Source organism: Oceanobacillus sp. MO10714A (assembly GCF_037072045.1).
GTDB classification, from domain to species: domain Bacteria; phylum Bacillota; class Bacilli; order Bacillales; family Amphibacillaceae; genus Oceanobacillus; species Oceanobacillus indicireducens.
Map to the genome: position 1 here is coordinate 41,015 of NZ_JAXHDC010000005.1, position 21,999 is coordinate 63,013.

19 protein-coding genes and 1 pseudogene are annotated in these 21,999 nt (G+C 42.4%); 14 read left to right on the plus strand and 6 right to left on the minus strand.

Features of this window, described 5'->3' with window-relative positions; genetic code table 11:
* Window positions 1–134 precede the first annotated feature (134 nt).
* A complete protein-coding gene (locus SPD53_RS05765) occupies window positions 135–620 on the plus strand; it encodes a competence protein ComK (protein ID WP_336251916.1) in 486 nt (161 codons plus the stop codon).
* 40 nt (window positions 621–660) lie between these two features.
* Here the strand turns inward: SPD53_RS05765 and SPD53_RS05770 are convergent, their stop codons facing one another.
* Window positions 661–1,737 (minus strand): NAD(P)H-dependent flavin oxidoreductase, encoded by a 1,077-nt coding sequence (locus SPD53_RS05770; protein ID WP_336251917.1) that lies wholly within the window; start codon window positions 1,735–1,737, stop codon window positions 661–663.
* A gap of 191 nt (window positions 1,738–1,928) precedes the next feature.
* On the opposite strand from SPD53_RS05770, the gene SPD53_RS05775 reads away from it, so the two are divergent.
* Both SPD53_RS05775 and SPD53_RS05780 read left to right on the plus strand, forming a co-directional pair.
* Window positions 1,929–2,075, plus strand: a complete 147-nt coding sequence (locus SPD53_RS05775; protein ID WP_156857091.1) for a hypothetical protein — start codon at window positions 1,929–1,931, stop codon at window positions 2,073–2,075.
* Window positions 2,076–2,120: 45 nt separating this feature from the next.
* Window positions 2,121–3,614, plus strand: coding sequence for a peptide MFS transporter (locus SPD53_RS05780; RefSeq protein WP_336251918.1), 1,494 nt, complete (start codon window positions 2,121–2,123; stop codon window positions 3,612–3,614).
* Between the two features lie 47 nt (window positions 3,615–3,661).
* On the opposite strand, the gene SPD53_RS05785 is transcribed toward SPD53_RS05780, so the two are convergent.
* A complete protein-coding gene (locus SPD53_RS05785; protein WP_156857115.1) occupies window positions 3,662–4,018 on the minus strand; it encodes a DMT family transporter in 357 nt (118 codons plus the stop codon).
* A gap of 267 nt (window positions 4,019–4,285) precedes the next feature.
* A complete protein-coding gene (locus SPD53_RS05790) occupies window positions 4,286–4,597 on the minus strand; it encodes a DMT family transporter (protein WP_336251919.1) in 312 nt (103 codons plus the stop codon).
* Between the two features lie 114 nt (window positions 4,598–4,711).
* On the opposite strand from SPD53_RS05790, the gene SPD53_RS05795 reads away from it, so the two are divergent.
* The 6 genes from SPD53_RS05795 to SPD53_RS05820 all read left to right on the plus strand — a co-directional run bounded on the left by SPD53_RS05795 (window position 4,712) and on the right by SPD53_RS05820 (window position 9,319).
* A complete protein-coding gene (locus tag SPD53_RS05795; RefSeq protein WP_336251920.1) occupies window positions 4,712–5,413 on the plus strand; it encodes an ABC transporter ATP-binding protein in 702 nt (233 codons plus the stop codon).
* Complete coding sequence (locus tag SPD53_RS05800; RefSeq protein WP_156857095.1) at window positions 5,403–6,545, plus strand: ABC transporter permease; 1,143 nt, start codon at window positions 5,403–5,405, stop codon at window positions 6,543–6,545. Before SPD53_RS05795 ends, SPD53_RS05800 begins: the two co-directional genes overlap by 11 nt.
* Before the next feature lie 88 nt (window positions 6,546–6,633).
* Complete coding sequence (locus SPD53_RS05805; RefSeq protein ID WP_156857096.1) at window positions 6,634–6,780, plus strand: hypothetical protein; 147 nt, start codon at window positions 6,634–6,636, stop codon at window positions 6,778–6,780.
* 14 nt (window positions 6,781–6,794) lie between these two features.
* Window positions 6,795–7,463, plus strand: a complete 669-nt coding sequence (locus SPD53_RS05810) for a uracil-DNA glycosylase (RefSeq protein WP_336251921.1) — start codon at window positions 6,795–6,797, stop codon at window positions 7,461–7,463.
* A gap of 138 nt (window positions 7,464–7,601) precedes the next feature.
* Window positions 7,602–8,711 (plus strand): 3-phosphoserine/phosphohydroxythreonine transaminase, encoded by a 1,110-nt coding sequence (gene serC, locus SPD53_RS05815; protein WP_336251923.1) that lies wholly within the window; start codon window positions 7,602–7,604, stop codon window positions 8,709–8,711.
* Between the two features lie 2 nt (window positions 8,712–8,713).
* Window positions 8,714–9,319 (plus strand): SAM-dependent methyltransferase, encoded by a 606-nt coding sequence (locus SPD53_RS05820; RefSeq protein ID WP_336251924.1) that lies wholly within the window; start codon window positions 8,714–8,716, stop codon window positions 9,317–9,319.
* A 199-nt stretch (window positions 9,320–9,518) separates the two neighbouring features.
* Here SPD53_RS05820 and SPD53_RS05825 read toward each other — a convergent pair whose 3' ends face one another.
* From SPD53_RS05825 to pulA, 3 genes are all read right to left on the minus strand, one after another.
* Entirely contained in the window at window positions 9,519–10,505 is a 987-nt protein-coding gene (locus SPD53_RS05825) for a diaminopimelate dehydrogenase (RefSeq protein WP_336251925.1), read from the minus strand.
* A gap of 101 nt (window positions 10,506–10,606) precedes the next feature.
* A complete protein-coding gene (locus SPD53_RS05830) occupies window positions 10,607–10,741 on the minus strand; it encodes a hypothetical protein (RefSeq protein WP_255454397.1) in 135 nt (44 codons plus the stop codon).
* 70 nt (window positions 10,742–10,811) lie between these two features.
* Entirely contained in the window at window positions 10,812–12,908 is a 2,097-nt protein-coding gene (pulA, locus tag SPD53_RS05835) for a type I pullulanase (protein ID WP_336251926.1), read from the minus strand.
* 661 nt (window positions 12,909–13,569) lie between these two features.
* Between pulA and glgB the strand changes: the two genes are divergently transcribed.
* The 5 genes and pseudogenes from glgB (at window position 13,570) to SPD53_RS05860 (ending at window position 21,708) form a co-directional block, all read left to right on the plus strand.
* Entirely contained in the window at window positions 13,570–15,477 is a 1,908-nt protein-coding gene (glgB, locus tag SPD53_RS05840; protein WP_156857101.1) for a 1,4-alpha-glucan branching protein GlgB, read from the plus strand.
* Window positions 15,474–16,640 (plus strand): glucose-1-phosphate adenylyltransferase, encoded by a 1,167-nt coding sequence (locus SPD53_RS05845; RefSeq protein ID WP_336251927.1) that lies wholly within the window; start codon window positions 15,474–15,476, stop codon window positions 16,638–16,640. The genes glgB and SPD53_RS05845 overlap by 4 nt, the downstream gene beginning before the upstream one ends.
* The gene (gene glgD / locus SPD53_RS05850; RefSeq protein ID WP_156857102.1) at window positions 16,640–17,743 is read left to right on the plus strand and encodes a glucose-1-phosphate adenylyltransferase subunit GlgD; all 1,104 of its coding nucleotides are present in this window, start codon (window positions 16,640–16,642) and stop codon (window positions 17,741–17,743) included. Before SPD53_RS05845 ends, glgD begins: the two co-directional genes overlap by 1 nt.
* An 84-nt stretch (window positions 17,744–17,827) precedes the next feature.
* Window positions 17,828–19,276, plus strand: a complete 1,449-nt coding sequence (locus SPD53_RS05855) for a glycogen synthase (protein WP_336251928.1) — start codon at window positions 17,828–17,830, stop codon at window positions 19,274–19,276.
* Window positions 19,257–21,708, plus strand: a pseudogene (locus tag SPD53_RS05860) (glycogen/starch/alpha-glucan phosphorylase). The gene SPD53_RS05855 and the pseudogene SPD53_RS05860 overlap by 20 nt, the downstream one beginning before the upstream one ends.
* Window positions 21,709–21,999: the final 291 nt, after the last annotated feature.

Genomic DNA, 21,999 nt, shown 5'->3' on the forward strand with positions numbered 1-21,999 from the left:
AATACATCTTGGCTGGTTATTTTTTTGGAATACGGGCTTGCAAATAATTCCCAATGCTCATATAATCGGTGTCAAATATGTAATAAGAACTAGCCTGAAGTACTTAATAATTAGGCGGGAAGGGAGTTATTCAATTGGATAAAATTTTATTAAACTACACCATTACGCAAAATGACAATGCACTTCTTCCGGGGCGAAGCACACATTATGACACCATTGTTTTAACCTCTGAAGGGAAACACTACGTAAAAAAGCCCCCGTTTGACATTATTAAAGAAAGCGCCTCCAAAACATTCTTAACCTATGAAGGAAGTACTTATTTAATTAGAGAGAAATTAGGTTTTAAATATAAATTACCGCTCCCGATCAATACAGCTCTCGGTATTTATGCGTTTCCTACCATGTCACCCTCACACCCAGACTGCATATGGCTATTTTATCATCGGATCAAGAGCATTGAGGATATCAGTGAGGAGTCTGTGTTGTATAAATCCAAAGTACATTTTGTCGACGGGACGTCTTTATCACTTACGACATCTTGCTATTCCCTAGATAAGCAGATGAAGCGTACACAGCAATGTATCGACAAATTTGATGCAGGACAGGCATTGAGTTATTAAAGAGAGGACAGCTTCGTGAGCTGCCCTCTGTTTTTCTTACCTAAAGACTTAAGCTACCCATAAGGTCTTCAATTTGTGAAAGGATGGATTGAATCAGGTCTTCTGCATGTTTGTCCGTGCTGGAACGTGGGTGTTGACCCGACCATAGAGCTAAATATTCCGGACGGTTTCGCTTTGCTGCTTCTTTCCGAATCTCTTGTGTCAACATGTTCTGAATCGGATAATTCGGCAGATGATGTTCCCTATTTTCAAGACTCTGAATGAATGCATTTCGTATCCCTCTTGCCGGTTTTCCACTGAAGGCTTTTGTCACGGTTGTTGCCTCTTCAGTGCTTTCACGAATCGCTAGTTTATAGAGGGGATGGGCGCCGCTTTCTTTGGTTGTGACAAATGCCGTTCCCATCTGTACGGCCTCTGCACCAAGAATGAGAGCGGCTAGTACACCCCGTCCGTCCATAATCCCACCTGCGGCAATTATCGGGATGTTCACCAGGTCTTTTGCTTGGGGAACAAGTGCCATCGTCCCAATCATCGCGGATTGAAAATTACCAAGAAATGTCCCCCGATGTCCGCCAGCCTCACTCCCTTGCATAACGACCATATCAAGACCTTGTTCTTCATTGGCAAGTGCTTCGTTTACCGTTGTTGCTGTACCGATTAATGTTATTCCTTCGCTTTTTAAGCGACGAACAATTTTCTTAGGGGGCAGCCCAAAGGTAAAGCTACAAATTGGGACTCGTTCTTCGATTAATACTTCAATTTGTTGTTCAAAAAGATCCTTGTTCATTTCAGGTAGTTGTATTTGCTCTTCCATGTTTAAATCCCTACGAATAGGAGCAAGTAACTGGTTGGCCTGTTTAATTTTTTTATCGGAAAAAGTCGGGTGTTCTGGAATAAATAAATTCACCGCAAACGGTTTGTGGGTGAGCTGCTTAATCTTCTGGATGGCTTCTTTCGTTTTTTCCGGTGTTAAGTAACCTGCTCCAAGCGTACCAAGCGCACCGGTTTCTGCGACACTGGCAACGAGCTCGGGTGTCGTTATCCCTCCCGCCATGCCTGCTTGAATAATGGGATAGGTTATGCCAAGTTTTTTTGTAATTGAATTATCATAAATCATGTTTCCTTCTCCCTTCCATTATTTTTAATCTATATGTAGTATAAGCCAGTTTAGAGTAAATTGAAAAATTAGGCAGGTAGGAAAGTCCAGTACATTTACAAAAATTACTCAATTGTAAGTAAAAATAAAAAATGATAAAATAGGAATGTTATTTTACTAAGACAGCCTTGAAGTGAAAGGTAGGGAAAAGGATGAATTCAGAACGGAAAAATATGTATCGCGGCATTGCCTTCGTTGGGCTTGCGATTGCATTGTTATTGGATTTAAAATATAAAGGATTGGTGTATCGGATGATATTTCAGAAAGAAACCAATCATAACGTACCGATAGAAAACTGAAGGGGTCTTAGAAATATTTACAACTTAGAGGAGGATTAACAGCAAATGGACTCTAAAGAACGGGATGCGATATTGAAGACCGTGCCTCAAAAAGGTTTCTTCGGGCATCCAAAAGGTTTATCAACATTATTTTTCACCGAGTTTTGGGAGCGGTTCTCATACTACGGGATGCGCGCTATTCTACTTTACTATATGTACTATGAAATAACCGAGGGTGGCCTAGGGCTGGACCGCACAACAGCTAACTCGATTATGGCTATCTACGGTTCTTTAGTATATATGTCTGGAATAATTGGTGGTTGGATTGCCGACCGCTTGCTAGGAATGAACCGGACCGTATTTTACGGTGGAGTTCTGATTATGATTGGTCATATTATTTTATCATTGCCTGGTGGATTTACCGCATTGCTATTATCCATGCTCTTTATCATTATTGGGACAGGCTTATTGAAACCGAACGTCGGTGGAATGGTTGGGGAACTTTACAGCAAGACAGACTCACGCCGTGATTCCGGTTTTAGTATCTATTATATGGGAATTAACATGGGTGGATTCATTTCACCATTAATTGTCGGAACAATTGGACAGGAATATAGTTTCCACCTTGGATTTAGTTTAGCCGCCGTAGGTATGTTCGCGGGCTTAGTTGTCTATTTATTCACGCGGAAGAAGAATATGGGTCTTGCGGGAATGCAAGTACCGAACCCTTTATCTGCTACTGAAAAAGGCAGCATTGCACGCAGATTTTTATTTGGTGGAGTTGCCATCGCGGCGTTTCTTCGGTTAGGGTTTTCCGGTGGCTGGTTAACAATTGAACGTGTCATATTCTTTATTAGTATTTCAGGTGTTATTATTCCAGCTATTTACATTTTTGTAATGTACCGCAGTAAGAAGACAACCGATGATGAGCGTTCCCGGTTATTGGCATATATTCCGCTATTTATTGCTGCAATGATGTTCTGGGCGATTCAGGAACAAGGCTCGAATATTCTTGCAACATATGCAAACGAACGGACACAGTTAAGTTTCTTAGGTTTTGAACTGAAATCTTCGTGGTTCCAATCACTCAACCCATTATTTATTGTGGCACTTGCTCCAGTATTTGCTTGGCTCTGGGTGAAACTTGGTGATCGTCAACCGAGTACACCACAGAAGTTCTCGCTTGGGTTAATTTTTGCTGGTTTGTCCTTTATTATTATGGTTTTCCCAGCTATATTTAACGGAACGGAATCTCTCGTTAGCCCATTATGGCTTGTGGCGAGTTTCTTCCTCGTCGTAATCGGTGAATTGTTATTATCTCCGGTTGGACTGTCTGCATCCACGAAACTTGCGCCGGCTGCGTTTGCGGCCCAGATGATGAGTCTTTGGAATCTATCAAACGCTTCCGCACAGGCAATCAACGCGCAAGTAGTACGTTTTTATTCAGTGGAGACGGAGGCGATTTATTTCGGAGCCATTGGTGGTTTTGCCATTCTGTTAGGAATTTGTTTATTATTCCTGGCACCTAAATTGAAGAAATATATGCGTGGAATTAATTAAAAATTGGAATGGGGCGATCAAGTTCAGTACATTGATTGCCCCATTTTTTAAATGGTTTTTTCTTTTGTTTTATTTTTATTGTGTGCTGTGTCACTTGTGTTCAGGACGAGGATACCTCCAATAATGAGAATAATGCCGAGTAGCTTGGCGAGGTGGAATGCTTCATTCCAGAAAAGAAAGCCGATCAATGCAGTTAAAGCAGTTCCAGCTCCAGACCAAATCGCATAAGCGAGACTTAGCGGGACGGAACGCAGGCAAAGAGCGAGAAAATAAAAAGATAGCCCATACCCGAAAATGACTGCAAGCGATGGATACAACAACGTAAAACCATTGGATAGCTTCAGCATCAGCGTACCAAAGATCTCAGCAACAATCGAAACAACAAGGAAACTATAACCCTTCACATTCATATCTAACACCAACTTTCTTTTTGGGGTCAGAGCATTTGTCCCAGTTAGACAGCTCTGTTTTTGTAGCTTGTAATCTTTAATTCCCCGGAACACAGAGAATCTCCCTTATTCAGTCGATTAAAGGCCTTCTAATCACTCGAACGACAGCAACTCTTCCTCGTTCCGTCAGTTAGAAGTTTCCTAATCCCTTGAACGACAACGATCCTCATTCATTCGGTCAATGAAAAGCCAATCCCTCGCTCAAAATCCTAATACCTGCTTTCAAATATTCAATAGGACAACTCCGGAAATGATGAGCAGGATCCCTGTTAACTTTTTCATATTAAATACTTCTTTATAAACGACTATTCCAACTATGGCGGTTAGCGCAGTTCCCATCCCAGCCCAAATTGCGTAAACCAAGCCAAGTGGTAATTCGGTTAGCGTGAGAGAAAGAGTGTAAAAAGCGGTTCCGTATCCGATTATGACCCCGAGTGTTGGTAGTATCTTTTTAAAGCCATTCGTCAGCTTCAAAAAGGAGCTGCCGAACACTTCACTTATAATTGCAAAAGCCAAAAGTACAATAGCATTCATGTGAGCAACATCCTTTCTTTTACTGCAATATCCTCAATTATACGTGAAAAGCATGAAACTTTCAGCGATGAGTAGCCGTACTAGTTAATAGAAATGAAAGGAGCGGCTTCATTTATGTTACGATGCGAGATCCAAGAAGCGGGTTACAGTAAAAATGAACCAGTTTTAAAAAATATTACATTTAATGTTCATCCAGGCGAGCTCGTCGGATTAATCGGACCGAACGGAGCTGGGAAAAGTACAACAATTAAATCCTTGCTCGGCGTCATTGATTACGTGCAAGGGGAGATCGAAGTTGAAAATTATGCTTACATACCGGAACGTCCCTTTTTTTATCCTGGCTTGACGCTAATGGAACATTTTCATTTTCTTCTAGCTACGATTGAAGCGGACGAAGCGGATTTCACTCGGAAAATGCAAGGATTGCTAAAAGAATTTGAACTGGAAAATGTGGTGCATCATTATCCTGAAAGCTACTCCAAAGGCATGCAGCAGAAGGCAATGATTATGCTCGCATTTTTAAAGGAAGCGAATATGCATATTATTGATGAACCGTTTATGGGGCTAGATCCGAAAGTGGTCCGGAAGCTCCTTGATATGATTGCAAAAGAAAAAGAGCGCGGTGCCGGCATTTTAATGTCGACGCATGTACTTGATACAGCGGAGAAGATTTGTGACCGCTTCTTGCTTATCTCACACGGAAAGCTGATTGCGGACGGTACATTGGAATACATCCAGCGTAAGAGCGGACTGCAGGGAGGGTCTTTATTCGATTGTTTTCATATATTGACGGAGCGTGAGGCAGATGACCGGTAGGAAACTATTTAAATTACGATTAATTGATGATATAAAATATCAGCGGAAGATACTTGGAATGTTCATCGATTGGATAGTTTGGTTCTATGCTTTTATTCCATTCCTTATATTCGGGGTGCTTTTTTATATTGATATCTGGAAGGATACCGCATCCTATTGGCCGGAAATATTGCCGGGAACGGTGATTATCTGGTTGATGTTACTTCTCTTGACGATTGTCCAATTCCGTATGTTTATGAAAGAAGCAGATCAATTGTTTTTACTTGACCGGCCCAAGTTATATCGTGGTTTACGGACCACGGCTTTTTCATATTCTGTGTTGCAGAGGATAGGGCTGGCCGTGGTATTACTCGTTATTACCTTACCGTGGCTTATCCAGCTGATTGGGCTTGGTGTGCGTCAAATCTTTTTTCTGTTTGTTTTTCTCCTAGCTTATCAATTGCTTATATCTACCGTGAAAAAAATCATTCGCCACCCAGTGAAGCGTTGGATTTTGCTTGCTGTTCTCTTTATTTTCATCAGCAATCTTGTCATGTACCTATCGCTCGATATCCTTTTCATAGCAAGTGCTGCTAGCGTCATTTTTCTCACCGTCTGGAATTATTACGTTATGGTTCCGGCAAAACGCTACTTTTTTGAAGAGGTGAATAACGAGGTCAAGGTGCGGATGCGCTATGCGAAGTTAATGCTCGGAATGGCGAAAGAGGTGGAGAAGCCTCCAATTCGTTTCGGGAAACGGCCTCTACTCTTTAGAAATAGCAGAAGGATTTTTAAAGAAACAAATCCGGAAAATGGCCTTCTGGAAATGCTCTTAAAAGGATTCCTGCGACATACAGTCTATCTTAAAAGCTATTTCCAAATCATCGGCGTCACCTTATTTGCAATTACGTTACTTCCAATTATCTGGTTGAAATGGTTGATTTTCATTACGTTCTCATTGTTTTTGACGTATAATTCCTGGCTGAGAGGATTGTATGAAAAAATGCTCGATGAACATTTCTTCAGTGTCGTACCTATCGAGAAAACTGTTCGAGACGCGGCTTGGTTGCGCTTCAGACGCATATTTATAATCCCAGCGGTTATTCTAGTCGGTCTTACTGCTGTACTGATGACATTTGTTACGATAAAGTGAAACTCATTCACTGGGATTTTCCGTCCCCGTTCAAAAGTGGGGGTATTACAGACCGTTAATACGTGGTAAATTAGATGGAGGGTATGTAATGAGTGGGAAAGAATTGAAAAAGAAAAGTAGAAAAGCCGAGGAGCGTATCGAACAGCTTGATTGGTATATGTTCATAGTTGAGTTTTTTCTATATATCCCGCGTGTATTCTGGCGGATGCTCCGAAGGTTTTTTGATTGGAGTTGACAGGAGGTTAGCTGATGACAATTTTAAAAAATGATTGGGCCCCCTTGCTTGAAGGGGAATTTCAGAAAAAATACTACTTGGAATTACGGGAGTTTCTAAAAGAAGAATATAAGAATTACAAGATTCATCCTGATATGGACGATTTTTTTAATGCCCTCCATTACACAAGTTACGAGAATACGAGGGTTGTTCTGATTGGACAAGATCCGTATCATGGACCGAATCAAGCCCATGGCTTAAGTTTCTCTGTGCAAAAGGGTGTAGCGATTCCCCCTTCTTTACGAAATATCTATAAAGAACTTCAAAGTGACTTAGGAATCGAACCCCCAGCCCATGGTTACTTGAAAAAATGGGCTGATGAAGGGGTGTTGTTGTTGAACACGGTACTTACGGTAAGGGAAAAACAGCCAGCTTCTCATCGCGGGAAAGGTTGGGAGCATTTTACGAACAAAGTAATCCAACTCGTCAATGAAAAGACAGATCCGGTCGTGTTTATTTTATGGGGAAAACATGCCCAGGAAAAGGAAATATTCCTTACGAATAAGCGCCACCATATTATTAAATCGCCGCATCCGAGTCCGTTTTCAGCAAATCGGGGATTTTTCGGCAGTAGACCATTTTCGGAAACGAATGAATTTTTGAGTGCAAATGGACGAGCTGCGGTGGATTGGGAAATTAGGTGAATGTTTACGTACGTTAAATCAGTTGTGCTATAAAACGTTCGTTTACCCGCTTGCAACATGCAAGGGCATTGATTATAATGAAGGTTAATATTGAAAAATCCGAATGTTGAACATGAAAATAGTTAGGGGCGAGAACGAATGAAGCGTGTTTATAACTTTTCAGCAGGGCCTTCCATCCTACCGTTAGAAGTCTTGGAAAAAGCACAAAAAGAATTATTAAGCTATGCGGATTCTGGAATGTCAGTTATGGAACTTAGTCACCGGTCTAAACTTTTTACAGAAGTGATTGAGAAAGCAGAACAAGATTTACGTGAATTAATGAATATACCGGATAATTACAAAGTGTTGTTCCTCCAAGGTGGGGCGACGCTACAGTTTTCCATGGTACCGCTGAATTTGATGCAAAATGGGAAAGCGGGCTTTGTCCATACTGGTTCCTGGTCGAAAAAGGCGATCCAAGAAGCGGAGAAATTCGGTGAAGTGGAAGTTATCGCTTCAAGTGCAGACCGCGGGTTCAACTATATCCCTAATCTTGACGAGGTGGAATTTGATCCGGAGTTAGATTATATACATATTACGACGAACAATACGATTGAAGGGACCGCTTTTACGGATATCCCGGACACAGGCAACATTCCGTTAGTTGCTGATATGTCTTCCAATATTTTATCTGAAGCAATTGACGTGAATAAGTTCGGTATCATCTATGCCGGTGCTCAGAAAAATATTGGTCCAGCTGGGCTTACAATTGTTATTATCCGTGAAGACCTAATCGGTAAAGCGAAGGCGGATTGCCCAATTATGCTTGATTATAAGACACATAGCGAAAGCAATTCATTATATAATACACCACCAACCTTTGGCATTTACATGGCATCCCTCGTATTTGAATGGTTAAAAGGTCTTGGCGGTATTGAAGCGATGGAGGCGAAGAACCGAAAGAAGGCGCAACTTCTCTATGATTTTCTGGACGAGTCTGATTTCTTCACGACTCCAGTAGACAAGGCAAGCCGCTCCTTGATGAATATTCCTTTTGTCACGCCATCCAAAGAGCTTGATGCTGCATTCATTGAAGAAGCAAAAGCGGCGGGACTTGAAACGTTGAAAGGTCATCGTTCCGTTGGCGGTATGCGGGCGAGCATTTATAACGCAATGCCGGTGGAAGGGGTAGAATTACTGGTCGATGTAATGCGAGAATTTGAAAAGAAGCATCATGATTCAGCGGCAGAAGTAGAAAAGGGAAGATAATGTTGAAACAATATAAGTATGATAAATTACTTGGGATCCGCACGGGAGAGAACAGGTTTGTAAAGCTCCCTGTTTCCTACCATAATAATCCATATGAAGCGACATCTTATGAAACATTGGAAACGTTGATTGAGCATTATCCAATAACGGAGAATGATTGTTTTGTTGATTTCGGTTGCGGGAAAGGGCGGATTAATTTCTATCTTCATCATTTTACCGGTGCTTCGGTGAAAGGTGTGGAAATGGAGGATGACTTATTGGCAGATGCAATTGAGAATTTAGCAGGCTATCAAATGCAGCACCCGGATCGTTTAAAAAGGATTGAATTTTTAAATTGTCCGGCACAAGAGTATCAAATTGCACCAGAGGATAATCGGTTCTATTTTTTCAATCCATTTTCGGTCAAGATTTTTCAAAAAGTCGTCCATAATATTTTAAAGTCGGTGGAGGAGTATCCGCGTTCGATCGATCTTCTGATTTACTATCCGCATGCGGAATATATTTATTATCTGGAAAAGAATACGAGCTTTGAATTAGTTCAGGAAATAACGATTGATATTTTCTACAAAAATGATTCCGACGATCGTATCTTAATTTATCGAATATAAAGTGAAACTTCATTCAGTGGGGGTTTCCTTATCCCCCACTGAAATGTTAGTTGAACAGAATCAGAGATTTACGGACTATTTATCCCCATCTTCATATGTTGGGTTTCTTTTATGTTTAGAAGTGGGGATATTACAGACCGTTAATGCGTGACAAAAAATCCCAAGTCATAACAAAGACTTGGGATTTTGCCTCTCAATATTATAATAAATCTCTTCTTAAATCGCTTGCCGGGCGTGGAGAGAGGAGTCCTGGTGCGATATCGAATACGGTTTTGGCTCCGGTCGTGCCTGCTTGGTTCAAGCGGTATGCTGCGCGGGCATAGGCGACAAGCACACTTGAAGTGAATTCCGGGTTACTGTCCAGTCTGAGTGAGAACTCGATTAGCTGGTTATTGTCTTCTCCAGTCTGTCCGGAGCGGATCACGAAGCCGCCATGAGGTGCTTTCGCATGTTCTTTAGCCAGTTGCTCTTCGGTAATGAAGTGAACATCTGTATCAAAATCCGCGAAATAGTTCGGCATCATTTTAATCGTATGCTCAATTTTTGCCTCATCATAGCCAGTTTCTGGCACGATATAGCAGACACGGCGGTGCTTTTCTGCTGTTTCCAATGTCGGGTTCTCTCCACTGCGAACGCGGTCCATTGCATCTTCCGACGGAATCGTGTACTGGACACCAGCCTTAACTCCTTCTACGCGGCGGACAGCGTCGGAGTGTCCCTGACTTAATCCTTTCCCCCAGAACGTATACGTTTCCCCATTTGGTATGATTGATTCGCTTACAAGCCGGTTGATAGAAAATAGACCCGGATCCCAGCCGACTGCGATAATGGAAGTATTGCCACCTTCCTTCGCTGCTGCGTCAACAGCTTCAAAGTAATCTGGAATCTTAGCATGGGTATCATAACTATCAACGGTCGTAAACAGTTGAGCGTATGCTGGTCCTTGATCTGGCAAGTCTGTCGCTGAACCACCGCAGAGGATCATCACATCAATCTTATCCTGATAATCGGTTATTTCATCAATATGTAATGCCGGAATGGAGGCATCCTCCAACTCTAGATCTGCTGGATCTCTTCTTGTGAATACCGCTACAATTTCCATGTCGGAGGATTGTTTAACAGCTTTTACTGTACCTCGTCCTAAATTACCGTATCCTAAAATGCCTATTCTAATTGGGTTATCCATGAACATCCTCCTCTTTTTGTCAAAATAGTATAGATTTAATCATACAGAAAAATAGTATATAGCTCAAATATTAATTTATCTTATTAATAGTCTTATCTCAATTATTTCTTCACTGGAAACACCGTTAGGAGGGAAAGAATAATCGTATCCGGACCGGTATGATGCTGCATTTCAGTATTCGCTCGCCCTAGTTCTACGTTTTTAACGGCCCCGATTGCTCCGAGGCCGATTACCATATGAAACCTTCTAATCTTTCATTTCTCTAATACTTTCAATTTCCAGTAGTATAATAAAAACCAGCTGACTCTAAAAACGGTCTTTCTCCAGTACAGCAACTTCATACTCATAAACGTGGAACAAGTCACCTTGAACAACTTTGTCCGGTCTCTCTTGGTGATTCGTAACCGTAACTTTCCAATTGCCTGGTGCTGGAAGCTGTATATGCCTTACTTCACGAGTAGGATTGATGAAGATGGTAATATCTTTTCCATCTTCTAGTAAGGTGAAGCCAAATAATGGATTATGTCCCTCTAACAGGTGCAGGCGCTGGGCGATTTCCTCTTGACTGCGCATACGAAATACGGAATGATTTTTCCGCAACTGAATCAGTTTTTTAACAAACTCAACTGTTTCATTCTCTGTTTCCCGACGGGTCCAATTCATTGCATTGATAGCATCTCCGGACAGGTAACTATTCTCCACTCCATATTTCGTCCGGAAAAATTCTTGCCCGGCATGAAGGAAGGGAATACCTTGGCTAAGCAATGTGAGTGCTGTTCCCAGTTGATGCATTTTCTTCCGTGTGGAAAAGTCTTCTTTATTTGTAAGGGCAAGCCGATCCCAAAGGGTATGATTATCATGGCATTCTACGTAATTTACGCTTTGCTGAATTTCGTGGTTACTAATTCCTTCCGTTAACGTCACAGCTTTCACAAGGTCGCCGAGTCGTTCATGAAAACGCCCGGATCCATTGATGAAGCCTTTGTCCCCGGTGTCAAATAGCCTTCCTTTCAAAGTATCTCGAAAATAATCATTAAAGAAGCCAATCCCTTTTAATTGAGCTGCATGGGCAGTAATCGCTTTTTTCTCCCGATCTAGTGCGGTTGGTAAATCCCAGCCTTCTCCGAGTAAAAGAATCATTCGCTCTTCTTGCAGACAGCGTTCTTTAATTTGCCGAATTGTTTCGATATCGATATTCCCCATTAAATCAAAACGGAACCCATCAACTTTATATTCTGTTAGCCAATAATCAATCGTATCGACAATAAATTTCCTTGCCATTTTCCTTTCCGAGGCAAAGTCATTCCCGACACCGGTTCCATTACTCGGGTTTCCTTCGTTATCGTAACGGAAGTAATAGCCAGGAACTAATTTTTCGAAATCGGATTCTTCCCTAACGAAGACATGATTAAATACAACATCAAGAATGACTCCAATTGTTTCTTCATGGAATGCTTGAATCATCTTTTTCAGCTCATTAATTCGGGCAAGTGTCTGATCGGGAAGAACGGAATAACTGCCTTCAGGTACTTGAAAGTAAAGCGGGTCATATCCCCAGTTATATCCTAATTCTGGTTCCATTTCAGGAACGCGGGCATAGTCATTAACAGGGAGAAGCTGTACGTGGGTCACACCCAATTCATTTAGATAGGATAACCCGGTTGAATATCCATTTTCCGTTGTCGTATATTTCTCCGTGAGTCCTAAAAATCGGCCTTTATTTTTCACACCACTATTCGGGTGAATCGTTGCATCTCTCACATGAAGTTCATAAATGATTGCGTCTGTCGGATACTGAACAGGTAGTTTCGTGTTTTTCAATTGCATCGTACGGGAAAGGTCGATCAAAACAGATGTTTCACTGTCTGGGGTCATGCCTTTTGCATACGGGTCATTTGCACGCACCCTTTTGCCTTGGATGGATGCTTCGAAATGATAAGGTGAACCGTGCCAATCGCCGGCTAATGTAAGCGTCCATACGAAGTTCTCGGTCCGGTTCATGGGGTACAACTTATCGTCAACATTTACTTCCACGGTAGTTGCAACAGGAGTCCATAGTTGAAAAGTTGCTTCAGTCTCCGTACAAATCGGTCCCAATGTCGTGTCGGGTGCGCTATATCTTTCATCCAAAGCCTCTTTCCGGACAATGTCTCTAGGATAGACAGGGATTTCCGCTTCTCCCCATAATAAGGTCAATTCCTCGCCAATTGGAAGTGCTTCTTGATGGGTGAAATGTAGGGTATGCGGATTCGGTGCTTGATGGAACTCGGTATGAAAATAGGTCTGTTCTTTCTCCCAATAGATGATCGGTGGAGTATCAAGCCTCTTTCTTAATGGGTCCAGCTCATCAACTGAAATTGTAATGAGATGAACGTCATCCATCCATGCCGTATGATTGCTCATGAACCTGCCTCCTTTATCGCTCGCCTTAGCAGCATCGTAACCCTTTTTATAAAGTGAAACTTCATTCAGTGGGGAATCCTTCCCTCCCCACTGAATGTTAGTAGAACAGAATCAGGTATTTACGGACTGTATATCCCCACGCTTCACATATTGGTTTTCCCTCATGTTTAGGAGTGGGGTATTACAGACCGTTAATACGTGATAAAGTGAAACTTCATTCAGTGGGGAATCCTTCCCTCCCCACTAAATGTTAGTAGAACAGAATCAGGTATTTACGGACTGTTTACCCCCTTCACATATTGGTTTTCCCTCATGTTTAGAGGATGGGGTATTACAGACCGTTAATACGTGATAAACAGTTAAACAAATATATGCCTTTTAGTATAGACAGTTAACTGTGAAAATACTTGTTACAGCTTTGTTAAATTTATTTTGTCTTTCCAAAAATATTGATATTCGTCAATCATATAACCGTATTTATACTATAGTATTAGACATCATGCGAACGGTGAAGGGATGAGGTTTTATGAATTAACGAATATTATTTTATATTTTTTCATCGATTCGCTAGGTTTCGACAAAAATGTATAAAAAATATTCAAAATCTTCCTTGCCTTTATCTTGAATTAGTGATAATCTTCTGTTGTAATAAAGGAGGTGAATGTTGTTGTATGGCATGAATGAAGATGCAATTTATTTATTTCATCAAGGAACGAATTATCAAGTGTATCAATTGCTTGGCTGCCATTTCATTGAATGGGAAGGTGCGGAAGGCTTTCGATTTGCTGTCTGGGCTCCTCACGCAAAGCGTGTCGCTATTGCAGCGGATTTCAATGAATGGAAGGGACAGACTCATGAGTTGACGCGCTTGAATGACGAAGGGATTTGGGTAGGTTTCTTCAGCGATATACCTCCTAATACTGCTTATAAATACCATATAACTACAGCAGACAACGAAATGATTCTAAAAGCAGACCCCTATGCCGGGCAAGCGGAAATCCGTCCACGCACTGCCTCATTGACACCTTCTCTAGAAGTCTATGAGTGGAAGGATACTGCCTGGCAGAAAGAGATGCGGACCTATAATCCTTATACCTCTCCGATATCCATTTATGAAGTGCATCTTGGTTCATGGAAATTGAAGGAGAATGGTGATCATCTAACCTACACAGAACTAGCAGAAACACTTATTCCATATGTATTAAATCTCGGATTTACCCATATTGAGCTTTTGCCATTGGCAGAGCATCCATTTGATTTATCATGGGGCTATCAGATAACCGGCTATTATGCGGTCACGTCCCGTTACGGCACCCCGGAAGAATTCAAAGCGTTCGTTGATACCTGCCACAGGGCGGGGATCGGTGTCATTATGGACTGGGTGCCGGGACATTTTTGTAAAGATGATTTCGGTTTACGTCAGTTCGACGGGGAAGCCCTCTATGAATACCGTGATTTGAAAAAAGCGGAGAAACATAACTGGGGTACCCTAGCCTTTGATTTCGGACGTCCGGAAGTACAGAGCTTCCTTGTTTCGAATGCCATTTATTGGTTGGAAGAATTTCATATAGATGGAATCCGTGTCGATGCGGTTGCAAGTATGCTTTATCTTAACTTTGACCGGCCCGAGCACGAGGGGAAAATCTTTAATTCTTACGGGGGAGAAGAGAATCTCGAGGCAACTGCCTTTCTTCGTAAATTGAATAAAACAGTCTTCCAATACCGGCCGAATGCGCTCATGATGGCGGAAGACAGTACAGATTATCCGCTCATCACCGCGCCGACTTATCTTGGTGGTCTCGGCTTTAATTTCAAATGGAATATGGGCTGGATGAACGACATGCTTGAATATATAGAGATGGATCCAATCTACCGCAAGTGGCATCATAATCTCGTTACATTCTCCTTCATGTATACATTCACGGAAAACTTCTTGCTGCCATTATCGCATGATGAAGTCGTCCACGGAAAGAAATCTTTATTATCCAAAATGCCTGGTGACCAGTGGCAGCAATTCGCCGGATTACGATTGCTCATTGGTTATATGTTCAGCCACCCGGGGAAAAAGTTATTGTTCATGGGCGCAGAGCTTGCTCTCTATTCAGAATGGAAGGATAAAGAGGAGCTTGATTGGCATCTATTGGATTATCCATTACATAAAGGAATGTTCGATTATATCAAAGCTATACATTGCCTGTTTAAAGGTGAGCCGGCATTGTATGAGCTTGATCATGAACCGGAAGGCTTTGCTTGGATTGACCCGCATCAGATTGATCAAAGCGTAATTGCCTTTAGAAGACGGGCGAAATGTAAGAAGGAAGAGCTCGTTATCGTCTGTAATTTCACACCGAATGTCCATTATGATTATAAAATTGGAGTGCCGGAACCAGGCGTTTATGAAGAGATTTTTAATTCGGACGCAGAGATTTTCGGCGGTTCGGGTCAATATAATGATGAACATTTCAGTTTTCCCAAGAAATGGCATGGCTTAGAGCAGCATATCAAAATAAAAGTTGCACCACTTGCTGTCATGATTTTTAAGAGAAGAGACGAGGAGGATGCGAATTGAAAGAATGTGTTGGAATGTTATTAGCAGGAGGAGAGGGGAAACGCCTCGGTTTACTTACGAATGAGAACGCAAAGCCTGCTGTTCCATTCGGCGGGAAGTACCGGATTATTGATTTCACCTTAAGCAACTGTGCAAATTCCTCGATTCAAACACTTGGCGTATTGACACAATACTCGCCAATCAATTTAAATCAGCATATCGGTAACGGCAAAGCTTGGGACATGGACCGGAGGAATGGCGGTGTGACGATGCTTTCACCGGCAACCGGCAAGCATGGAGGGGATTGGTATTCTGGAACTGCTGATGCAATTTACCAGAACATTCATTTCATCGATCAATATGATCCGAAATATGTGCTCATTATTTCCGGTGATCATATTTATCAAATGAACTATCAATCTGTCCTCGCGCAGCATAAAGCGACGAATGCCGATGCAACGATTTCGGTCATTGAAGTTCCGTGGGAGGATGCTTCCCGGTTCGGAATTTTAAATACAACCGAGACACTCGAAATCTATGAATTTGAAGAAAAACCTGCTAATCCGCAAAGTAATCTTGCATCGATGGGAATTTATATATTCACATGGGAAACACTCCGGAAATTTTTAATAGAAGATGCGACTGATCCGGATTCCAACCATGATTTTGGCAAAGATATTATCCCGGCAATGCTTGGTCAGGATAAACGGCTTTTCGCTTATTTATTTACCGAATACTGGAAAGACGTTGGCACGATTCAGAGTTACTGGGAAGCAACGATGGATTTACTTGACGAAGATTCCGGTAGTCCGCTTTCAGTAGCAAGAGAAGACCGTAGTAAACAAATCTATACAAATGAAGCCAATTTCCCGCCACAATATATTGGAGGAACCGGGAGGGTGACAAATTCGTTCATTAATACCGGCTGCTTTATCTATGGAGATGTATCGAACTCCGTCCTTTTCCGAAATGTGCTCGTAAAACAGCATGCATCAATCCATCAATCGATCCTGCATCCTGGAGTGACTATCGGAGAAAATGTCGTCCTGGAACGGGTTATCGTCATGGAAAATACGGAGGTTCCGGACGGGGTGCAGGTTTACGCGACGAAGCACGCAGAACCATTAGTCCTTAATCAGCAAAATATAAGGGAGCATTTTAGTGAAATGGAGGGTATGAACTAATGGACCGGATGATGGGGCTAATTAATCTTGATCAGGAATATCATGTTTTCAATGAACTCACCTACTTCCGCAATAATGCATCAATTCCATTTGCCGGAAGATACCGTCTGATCGATTTTGCTTTATCAAATATGACCAATTCTGGAATGGAGGAAGTGGCAGTATTTGTTCGGCATAAATATCGCTCCCTGCTCGATCACCTTGGGTCGGGGGAAAGTTGGGATCTCGACCGGAGACATGGCGGGTTATTTATTTTACCGCCGGACTGGAATGATCCTAGTGATCGCTCACGTGGTGATTTGAGCTTTTTCCATAATAATCGAGATTATTTTAATCGGGGGAAGGCGAATCATGTCCTAGTTAGCGGCAGTCAGTTCATTGCGAATACGGATTATAAAGAAGCGTTCAGCCAGCATCTTGAAACGGACGCGGACGTGACGGTAATTTATACGCCGGTTGATGAGATCCGACCGGAGCATCAAGCTTATTTCCGGATTGAAGAAGGGGAAGACGCTAGGGTAATCGGCATAACGAATGATGAGCAGAATCCTAATGTATTCACGGGTGTCTATATCATTAAGAAGGATTTACTGATGGAGATCGTCAATTATTGCATCGCTTACCATAAGGAGAATCTTTTTGCCGATGGAATCAAAGACCAGCTCCATGAATTGGACGTCCGGGCGTATAAATATGATGGATATCATGCGTTTATAAATACGATTGAAAGCTTTTACCGGGAAAATATGAAACTATTGACGGAAGAGAATTTCATTAATTTATTTGCGAAACCGTTCATCCGGACGAAAGCATCAAGCAACCCGCCTGTGAAATACCAAGCTCAGGCACTCGTTAATCATTCGATTATCGCAAATGGCTGTATCGTGAATGGTCAGGTGGAAAACAGTATCCTTTTCCGAGGGGTGGAAGTAAGTGACCATTCTACAATCAAAAATTCCATCATCATGCAACGCTGTAAAATTGAAGAAGATGTCTACCTCGAAAATGTAATCTTAGATAAAGACGTCCATGTGAAAAAAGGCCAGCGCATCATTGGCACAAGCGACAAACCATACGTCGTAGCAAAAAGACAAATCGTTTAGCGGGACATTGGGGTCAGAGCATTTGTCCCAGTGGTGGGACAAATGCTCTGACCCCAATGTCCCAATGATAGGAGGTAAGTGCAAATGGAGAGGGTTTTATTTGTTGCTTCAGAGGGTGTGCCGTTTGTTAAGACTGGGGGGCTGGCGGACGTAATCGGTTCTTTGCCACAGGCTCTTCAAGCTCATGAGGAACTGGAAGTACGGGTAATGTTGCCTTATTATGATGAGATCGGCGAGGAATGGCAGGAGAAAATGGAATACCTTACGACATATGACGTTCATGTCGGCTGGAGAAAACAGCAGGCGGTGCTTTATACGTTAACTCATGAAAACTGTGTCTATTATTTTATTTCGAACGACTATTATTTTAGTCGAAAAGGTATTTACGGTTATTATGATGACGGAGAGCGATTTGTCTTTTTCAGTCATGCGGTGATTACAGCGCTTCCCCTGCTTGATTTCACACCAGACGTTCTGCACGCCCATGATTGGCAAGCAGGTCTTGCCGTCCTGTTAGCAAAAGTCATGCAGCCGTTGCCGAATTTAAAAACAGTTTTCACCATCCACAATTTGAAATATCAAGGGCTAATGCCAACAGATGTTTACGAAGATTTCTTTCAAATAGACCGCGGACATTTAGCGGGGATGGAATGGGACGGGATGATTAATAGCTTGAAGGCAGCTCTGTTTCATGCGGATAAAATTACAACGGTAAGCCCAACCTATGCGGAAGAAATAAAAGAACCGTACTACGGTGAAGGGCTGCATCAAATGATCCGTGAACGAGAAGCGGATGTCATCGGCATATTGAACGGGATTGATACGACGGAATATCATCCACTGACAGACCTGCATCTGCCAGTCAATTACCGGACAGCTCGTAGTAAAAAACGTGAAAATCGCGAGTTGCTTCAAGAAGAAATTGGCTTCACTTATCACCCGGATCGGCCGCTTTATGTGATGGTGACAAGGCTTGTGGAACAAAAGGGGCTTCACCTCGTTCAGCGGATCATAGATGACTTTTTACAAGAAGATATTCAATTCCTTGTTCTTGGTACCGGGGAGCAGGAGTTTGAGGATTATTTTACGTATCTTGAAGGGGCATATCCAGATAAGGTGAAAACATTGCTTACGTTCAGTGAACAGCTCGCTCGGAGAATTTATGCGAGTGCCGACTTTTTACTGATGCCTTCGAAGTTTGAGCCTTGCGGGTTATCCCAGTTGATTGCACTCCAATACCGCACTGTTCCAATTGTAAGAGAAACGGGCGGCTTGAAAGATACGGTGACCGCCTTTAACAAGGAAACAGGGGAAGGGAATGGCTTCAGTTTTACCAATTATAATGCCCATGAACTGCTTCATGTGCTCAATCACTCCCTCGAAATCTATCGCGATACAGAAAAATGGAAGCAGCTTATTAAAAATGTAAATAAAGGTGCTTATACTTGGAAGGAGTCAGCGAAACAGTATAAAGAGCTTTATAAGGAAATAGTATCACCGACAAATGAGTTTGATGAACAGGGAGCGATTTAATTTGAAGCGGTTAACTGCAGAAGACCTGAAAGCACGCATTACAACGTATATAAACACGAGATATCGTCTTGATGTAAAAGAAGCGACGGAGGAAGAAGTGTTTTACGCCTTAGCAGCTGTCGTCAATGAACAAGTGAAGCCGCTTTGGGATAAAACAAATGAACGTTATAAATCGGAGCAAGCGAGACAAGTTTATTACCTTTCTCTGGAATTTTTAATTGGAAGACTGATCGAAAGTAATTTACTGAACCTCGGTATGCTCAAGGAAGCAACTCAGGCGCTTCAAGAACTTGGGTTCCAAGCAGAAGACGTCTTTGCAGTCGAACAAGACGCTGCGCTTGGGAATGGCGGTCTTGGCCGGCTAGCTGCTTGTTTCCTTGATTCCCTCGCTTCTTTAAATTATCCAGGGCATGGTTACGGAATCAGATATCGTTACGGATTGTTCGAGCAACGCATTATCCATGGAAACCAGGTCGAGCTCCCAGACTATTGGCTGAAAAAACCTTATCCATGGGAAGTGCGGAGAGAGGAAGAAGCATGTGTTGTCCAGTTTCAGGGGATTGTCCGAATGCATCAGAGGCGTAACGGTTCACTCGAAATCAATCATGAACATACAGATAAAGTTTTGGCTGTGCCTTATGATGTTCCGGTTATCGGATATGAGAATGAGACGGTGAACACGCTCCGGCTCTGGAGTGCTGAACCTGTATCCGGGGCACCGGACAATTCCGGGAATCAAGAAGAATTTTATCATCACCTTGATTTCGAGCATTCGATTGAACAGCTCTCCGGCTTTCTTTACCCTGATGATTCCAGTTATGAAGGAAAGGAGCTGCGGCTAAAGCAGCAATACTTTCTAGTTTCAGCGAGCGTGCAGAATATGATCAAGCAGTTTAAGAAAAATCACCGGCTTTCCTTAAAACATATTCCGGAAAAGATAGTCATTCAGATTAACGACACCCACCCAAGCTTAAGTATTCCAGAGCTGATGCGTATTTTAATGGATGAGGAGGATCTTGGCTGGAATGAAGCATGGGATATTACGACACGTGTATTTGCCTACACGAATCATACAACATTAAGTGAAGCATTAGAAACATGGCCAATAGCAATGATGCAGAAGTTACTTCCGAGGATTTATATGATCATCGATGAAATTAATGAACGCTTTTGCCAAGGGATATGGTTTGACTATGAGGAAAAACGGGATAAAATTCCCGAGCTTGCAATTATTGCAGATGAACAGGTACATATGGCACGGCTCGCAATCGTCGCAAGCTTTAGTGTGAACGGGGTCGCCAATATCCATACAGAAATTTTGAAGAAAAAGGAAATGAAAGAATTCCACGAGCTTTATCCGGAGCGCTTCAATAATAAGACAAATGGAATTACCCATAGGCGCTGGCTCATGCAGGTGAATCCGAAACTCACCTCCCTTATCCAAGACATGATTGGCGATCAATGGGTCAAACGGCCGAAACAATTGATCAGCTTACTCCGGTTCCAACATGACAAGGATGTACTTGAACAATTTGCGAAAGTGAAAAATGAAAACAAGCTTGCACTTGCCAACTTTATCCACCAGCAAATGGGGATAACTGTTGACGACCGATCGATCTTTGATGTGCAAATTAAACGGCTGCATGAATATAAACGGCAGCTGCTCAATGTGTTCCATATCATTTATCTTTACAATGAGTTGAAGGGAAATCCGAATCTTGATATGACACCGCGGACGTTCATTTTCGGGGCCAAAGCTGCGCCTAGCTATCATTTAGCGAAGGAAGTCATTAAGCTCATCAATACAGTCGCATCGATTGTCAATTATGATAAAGATACTAAGGGTAAGCTGAAAGTGATCTTCCTAGAGAATTATAATGTAAGCTTGGCGGAGAAAATCATACCGGCTGCAGAAATAAGTGAACAGATTTCAACAGCGAGCAAAGAAGCTTCCGGGACAGGGAACATGAAATTCATGATGAACGGGGCGCTGACGATGGGAACGATGGATGGAGCAAATGTGGAGATCCATGATTTGATCGGTGAAGAGAACATGTTTATCTTCGGGCTAAGAGCAGAGGAAGTACTGGATTATTATCAGCACGGCGGGCGGGTACCATGCCCGTGATATTTATAACAAGGATGATCGAGTAAGGCGCATTCTTGATCAGTTGAATAATGGAGAATTTGGTACCCATGATATTGAATTTAAAGATATCTATTACAATATTCTATATCATAATGATCCCTATTTCGTCTTGAAAGATTTCGAGCCATATATTGAAGCCCATGAATACGCGGAAAGTGTCTACAGGGACAGACTGAAATGGCAACGTATGAGCCTCATCAACATCGCCCATTCCGGCAAATTCTCCAGCGACCGCACCATCCAAGAATATGTAAACGACATCTGGAAAATAAACCCAACCTGAGTGGGACATCGGGGTCAGAGGCACTGTCCCGTTTTAGGATCGGTGGGACATTGGGGTCAGAGGCACTGTCCCGTTTTAGGATCGGTGGGACATTGGGGTCAGAGGCACTGTCCCAGTTTGGGATCGGGACATTGGGGTCAGAGACACTGTCCCGGTTTAGGATCGGGACATCGGGGTCAGAGGCACTGTCCCAGTTTGGGATCGGGACATTGGGGTCAGAGACACTGTCCCGTTTTAGGATCGGGACATTTGGGGTCAGAGGCACTGTCCCAGTTTAGGAGAGTGGAACAT

Excerpts from the sequence above, each read along its gene's own strand:
- SPD53_RS05770 (WP_336251917.1), bottom strand. The coding sequence starts at position 1,737 with ATGATTTATGATAATTCAATTACAAAAAAACTTGGCATAACCTATCCC.
- SPD53_RS05775 (WP_156857091.1), top strand. The coding sequence starts at position 1,929 with ATGAATTCAGAACGGAAAAATATGTATCGCGGCATTGCCTTCGTTGGG.
- SPD53_RS05780 (WP_336251918.1), top strand. The coding sequence starts at position 2,121 with ATGGACTCTAAAGAACGGGATGCGATATTGAAGACCGTGCCTCAAAAA.
- SPD53_RS05790 (WP_336251919.1), bottom strand. The coding sequence starts at position 4,597 with ATGAATGCTATTGTACTTTTGGCTTTTGCAATTATAAGTGAAGTGTTC.
- SPD53_RS05795 (WP_336251920.1), top strand. The coding sequence starts at position 4,712 with ATGTTACGATGCGAGATCCAAGAAGCGGGTTACAGTAAAAATGAACCA.
- SPD53_RS05800 (WP_156857095.1), top strand. The coding sequence starts at position 5,403 with ATGACCGGTAGGAAACTATTTAAATTACGATTAATTGATGATATAAAA.
- SPD53_RS05805 (WP_156857096.1), top strand. The coding sequence starts at position 6,634 with ATGAGTGGGAAAGAATTGAAAAAGAAAAGTAGAAAAGCCGAGGAGCGT.
- SPD53_RS05810 (WP_336251921.1), top strand. The coding sequence starts at position 6,795 with ATGACAATTTTAAAAAATGATTGGGCCCCCTTGCTTGAAGGGGAATTT.
- serC (WP_336251923.1), top strand. The coding sequence starts at position 7,602 with ATGAAGCGTGTTTATAACTTTTCAGCAGGGCCTTCCATCCTACCGTTA.
- SPD53_RS05825 (WP_336251925.1), bottom strand. The coding sequence starts at position 10,505 with ATGGATAACCCAATTAGAATAGGCATTTTAGGATACGGTAATTTAGGA.
- SPD53_RS05830 (WP_255454397.1), bottom strand. The coding sequence starts at position 10,741 with ATGGTAATCGGCCTCGGAGCAATCGGGGCCGTTAAAAACGTAGAACTA.
- pulA (WP_336251926.1), bottom strand. The coding sequence starts at position 12,908 with ATGAGCAATCATACGGCATGGATGGATGACGTTCATCTCATTACAATT.
- glgB (WP_156857101.1), top strand. The coding sequence starts at position 13,570 with ATGTTGTTGTATGGCATGAATGAAGATGCAATTTATTTATTTCATCAA.
- glgD (WP_156857102.1), top strand. The coding sequence starts at position 16,640 with ATGGACCGGATGATGGGGCTAATTAATCTTGATCAGGAATATCATGTT.
- SPD53_RS05855 (WP_336251928.1), top strand. The coding sequence starts at position 17,828 with ATGGAGAGGGTTTTATTTGTTGCTTCAGAGGGTGTGCCGTTTGTTAAG.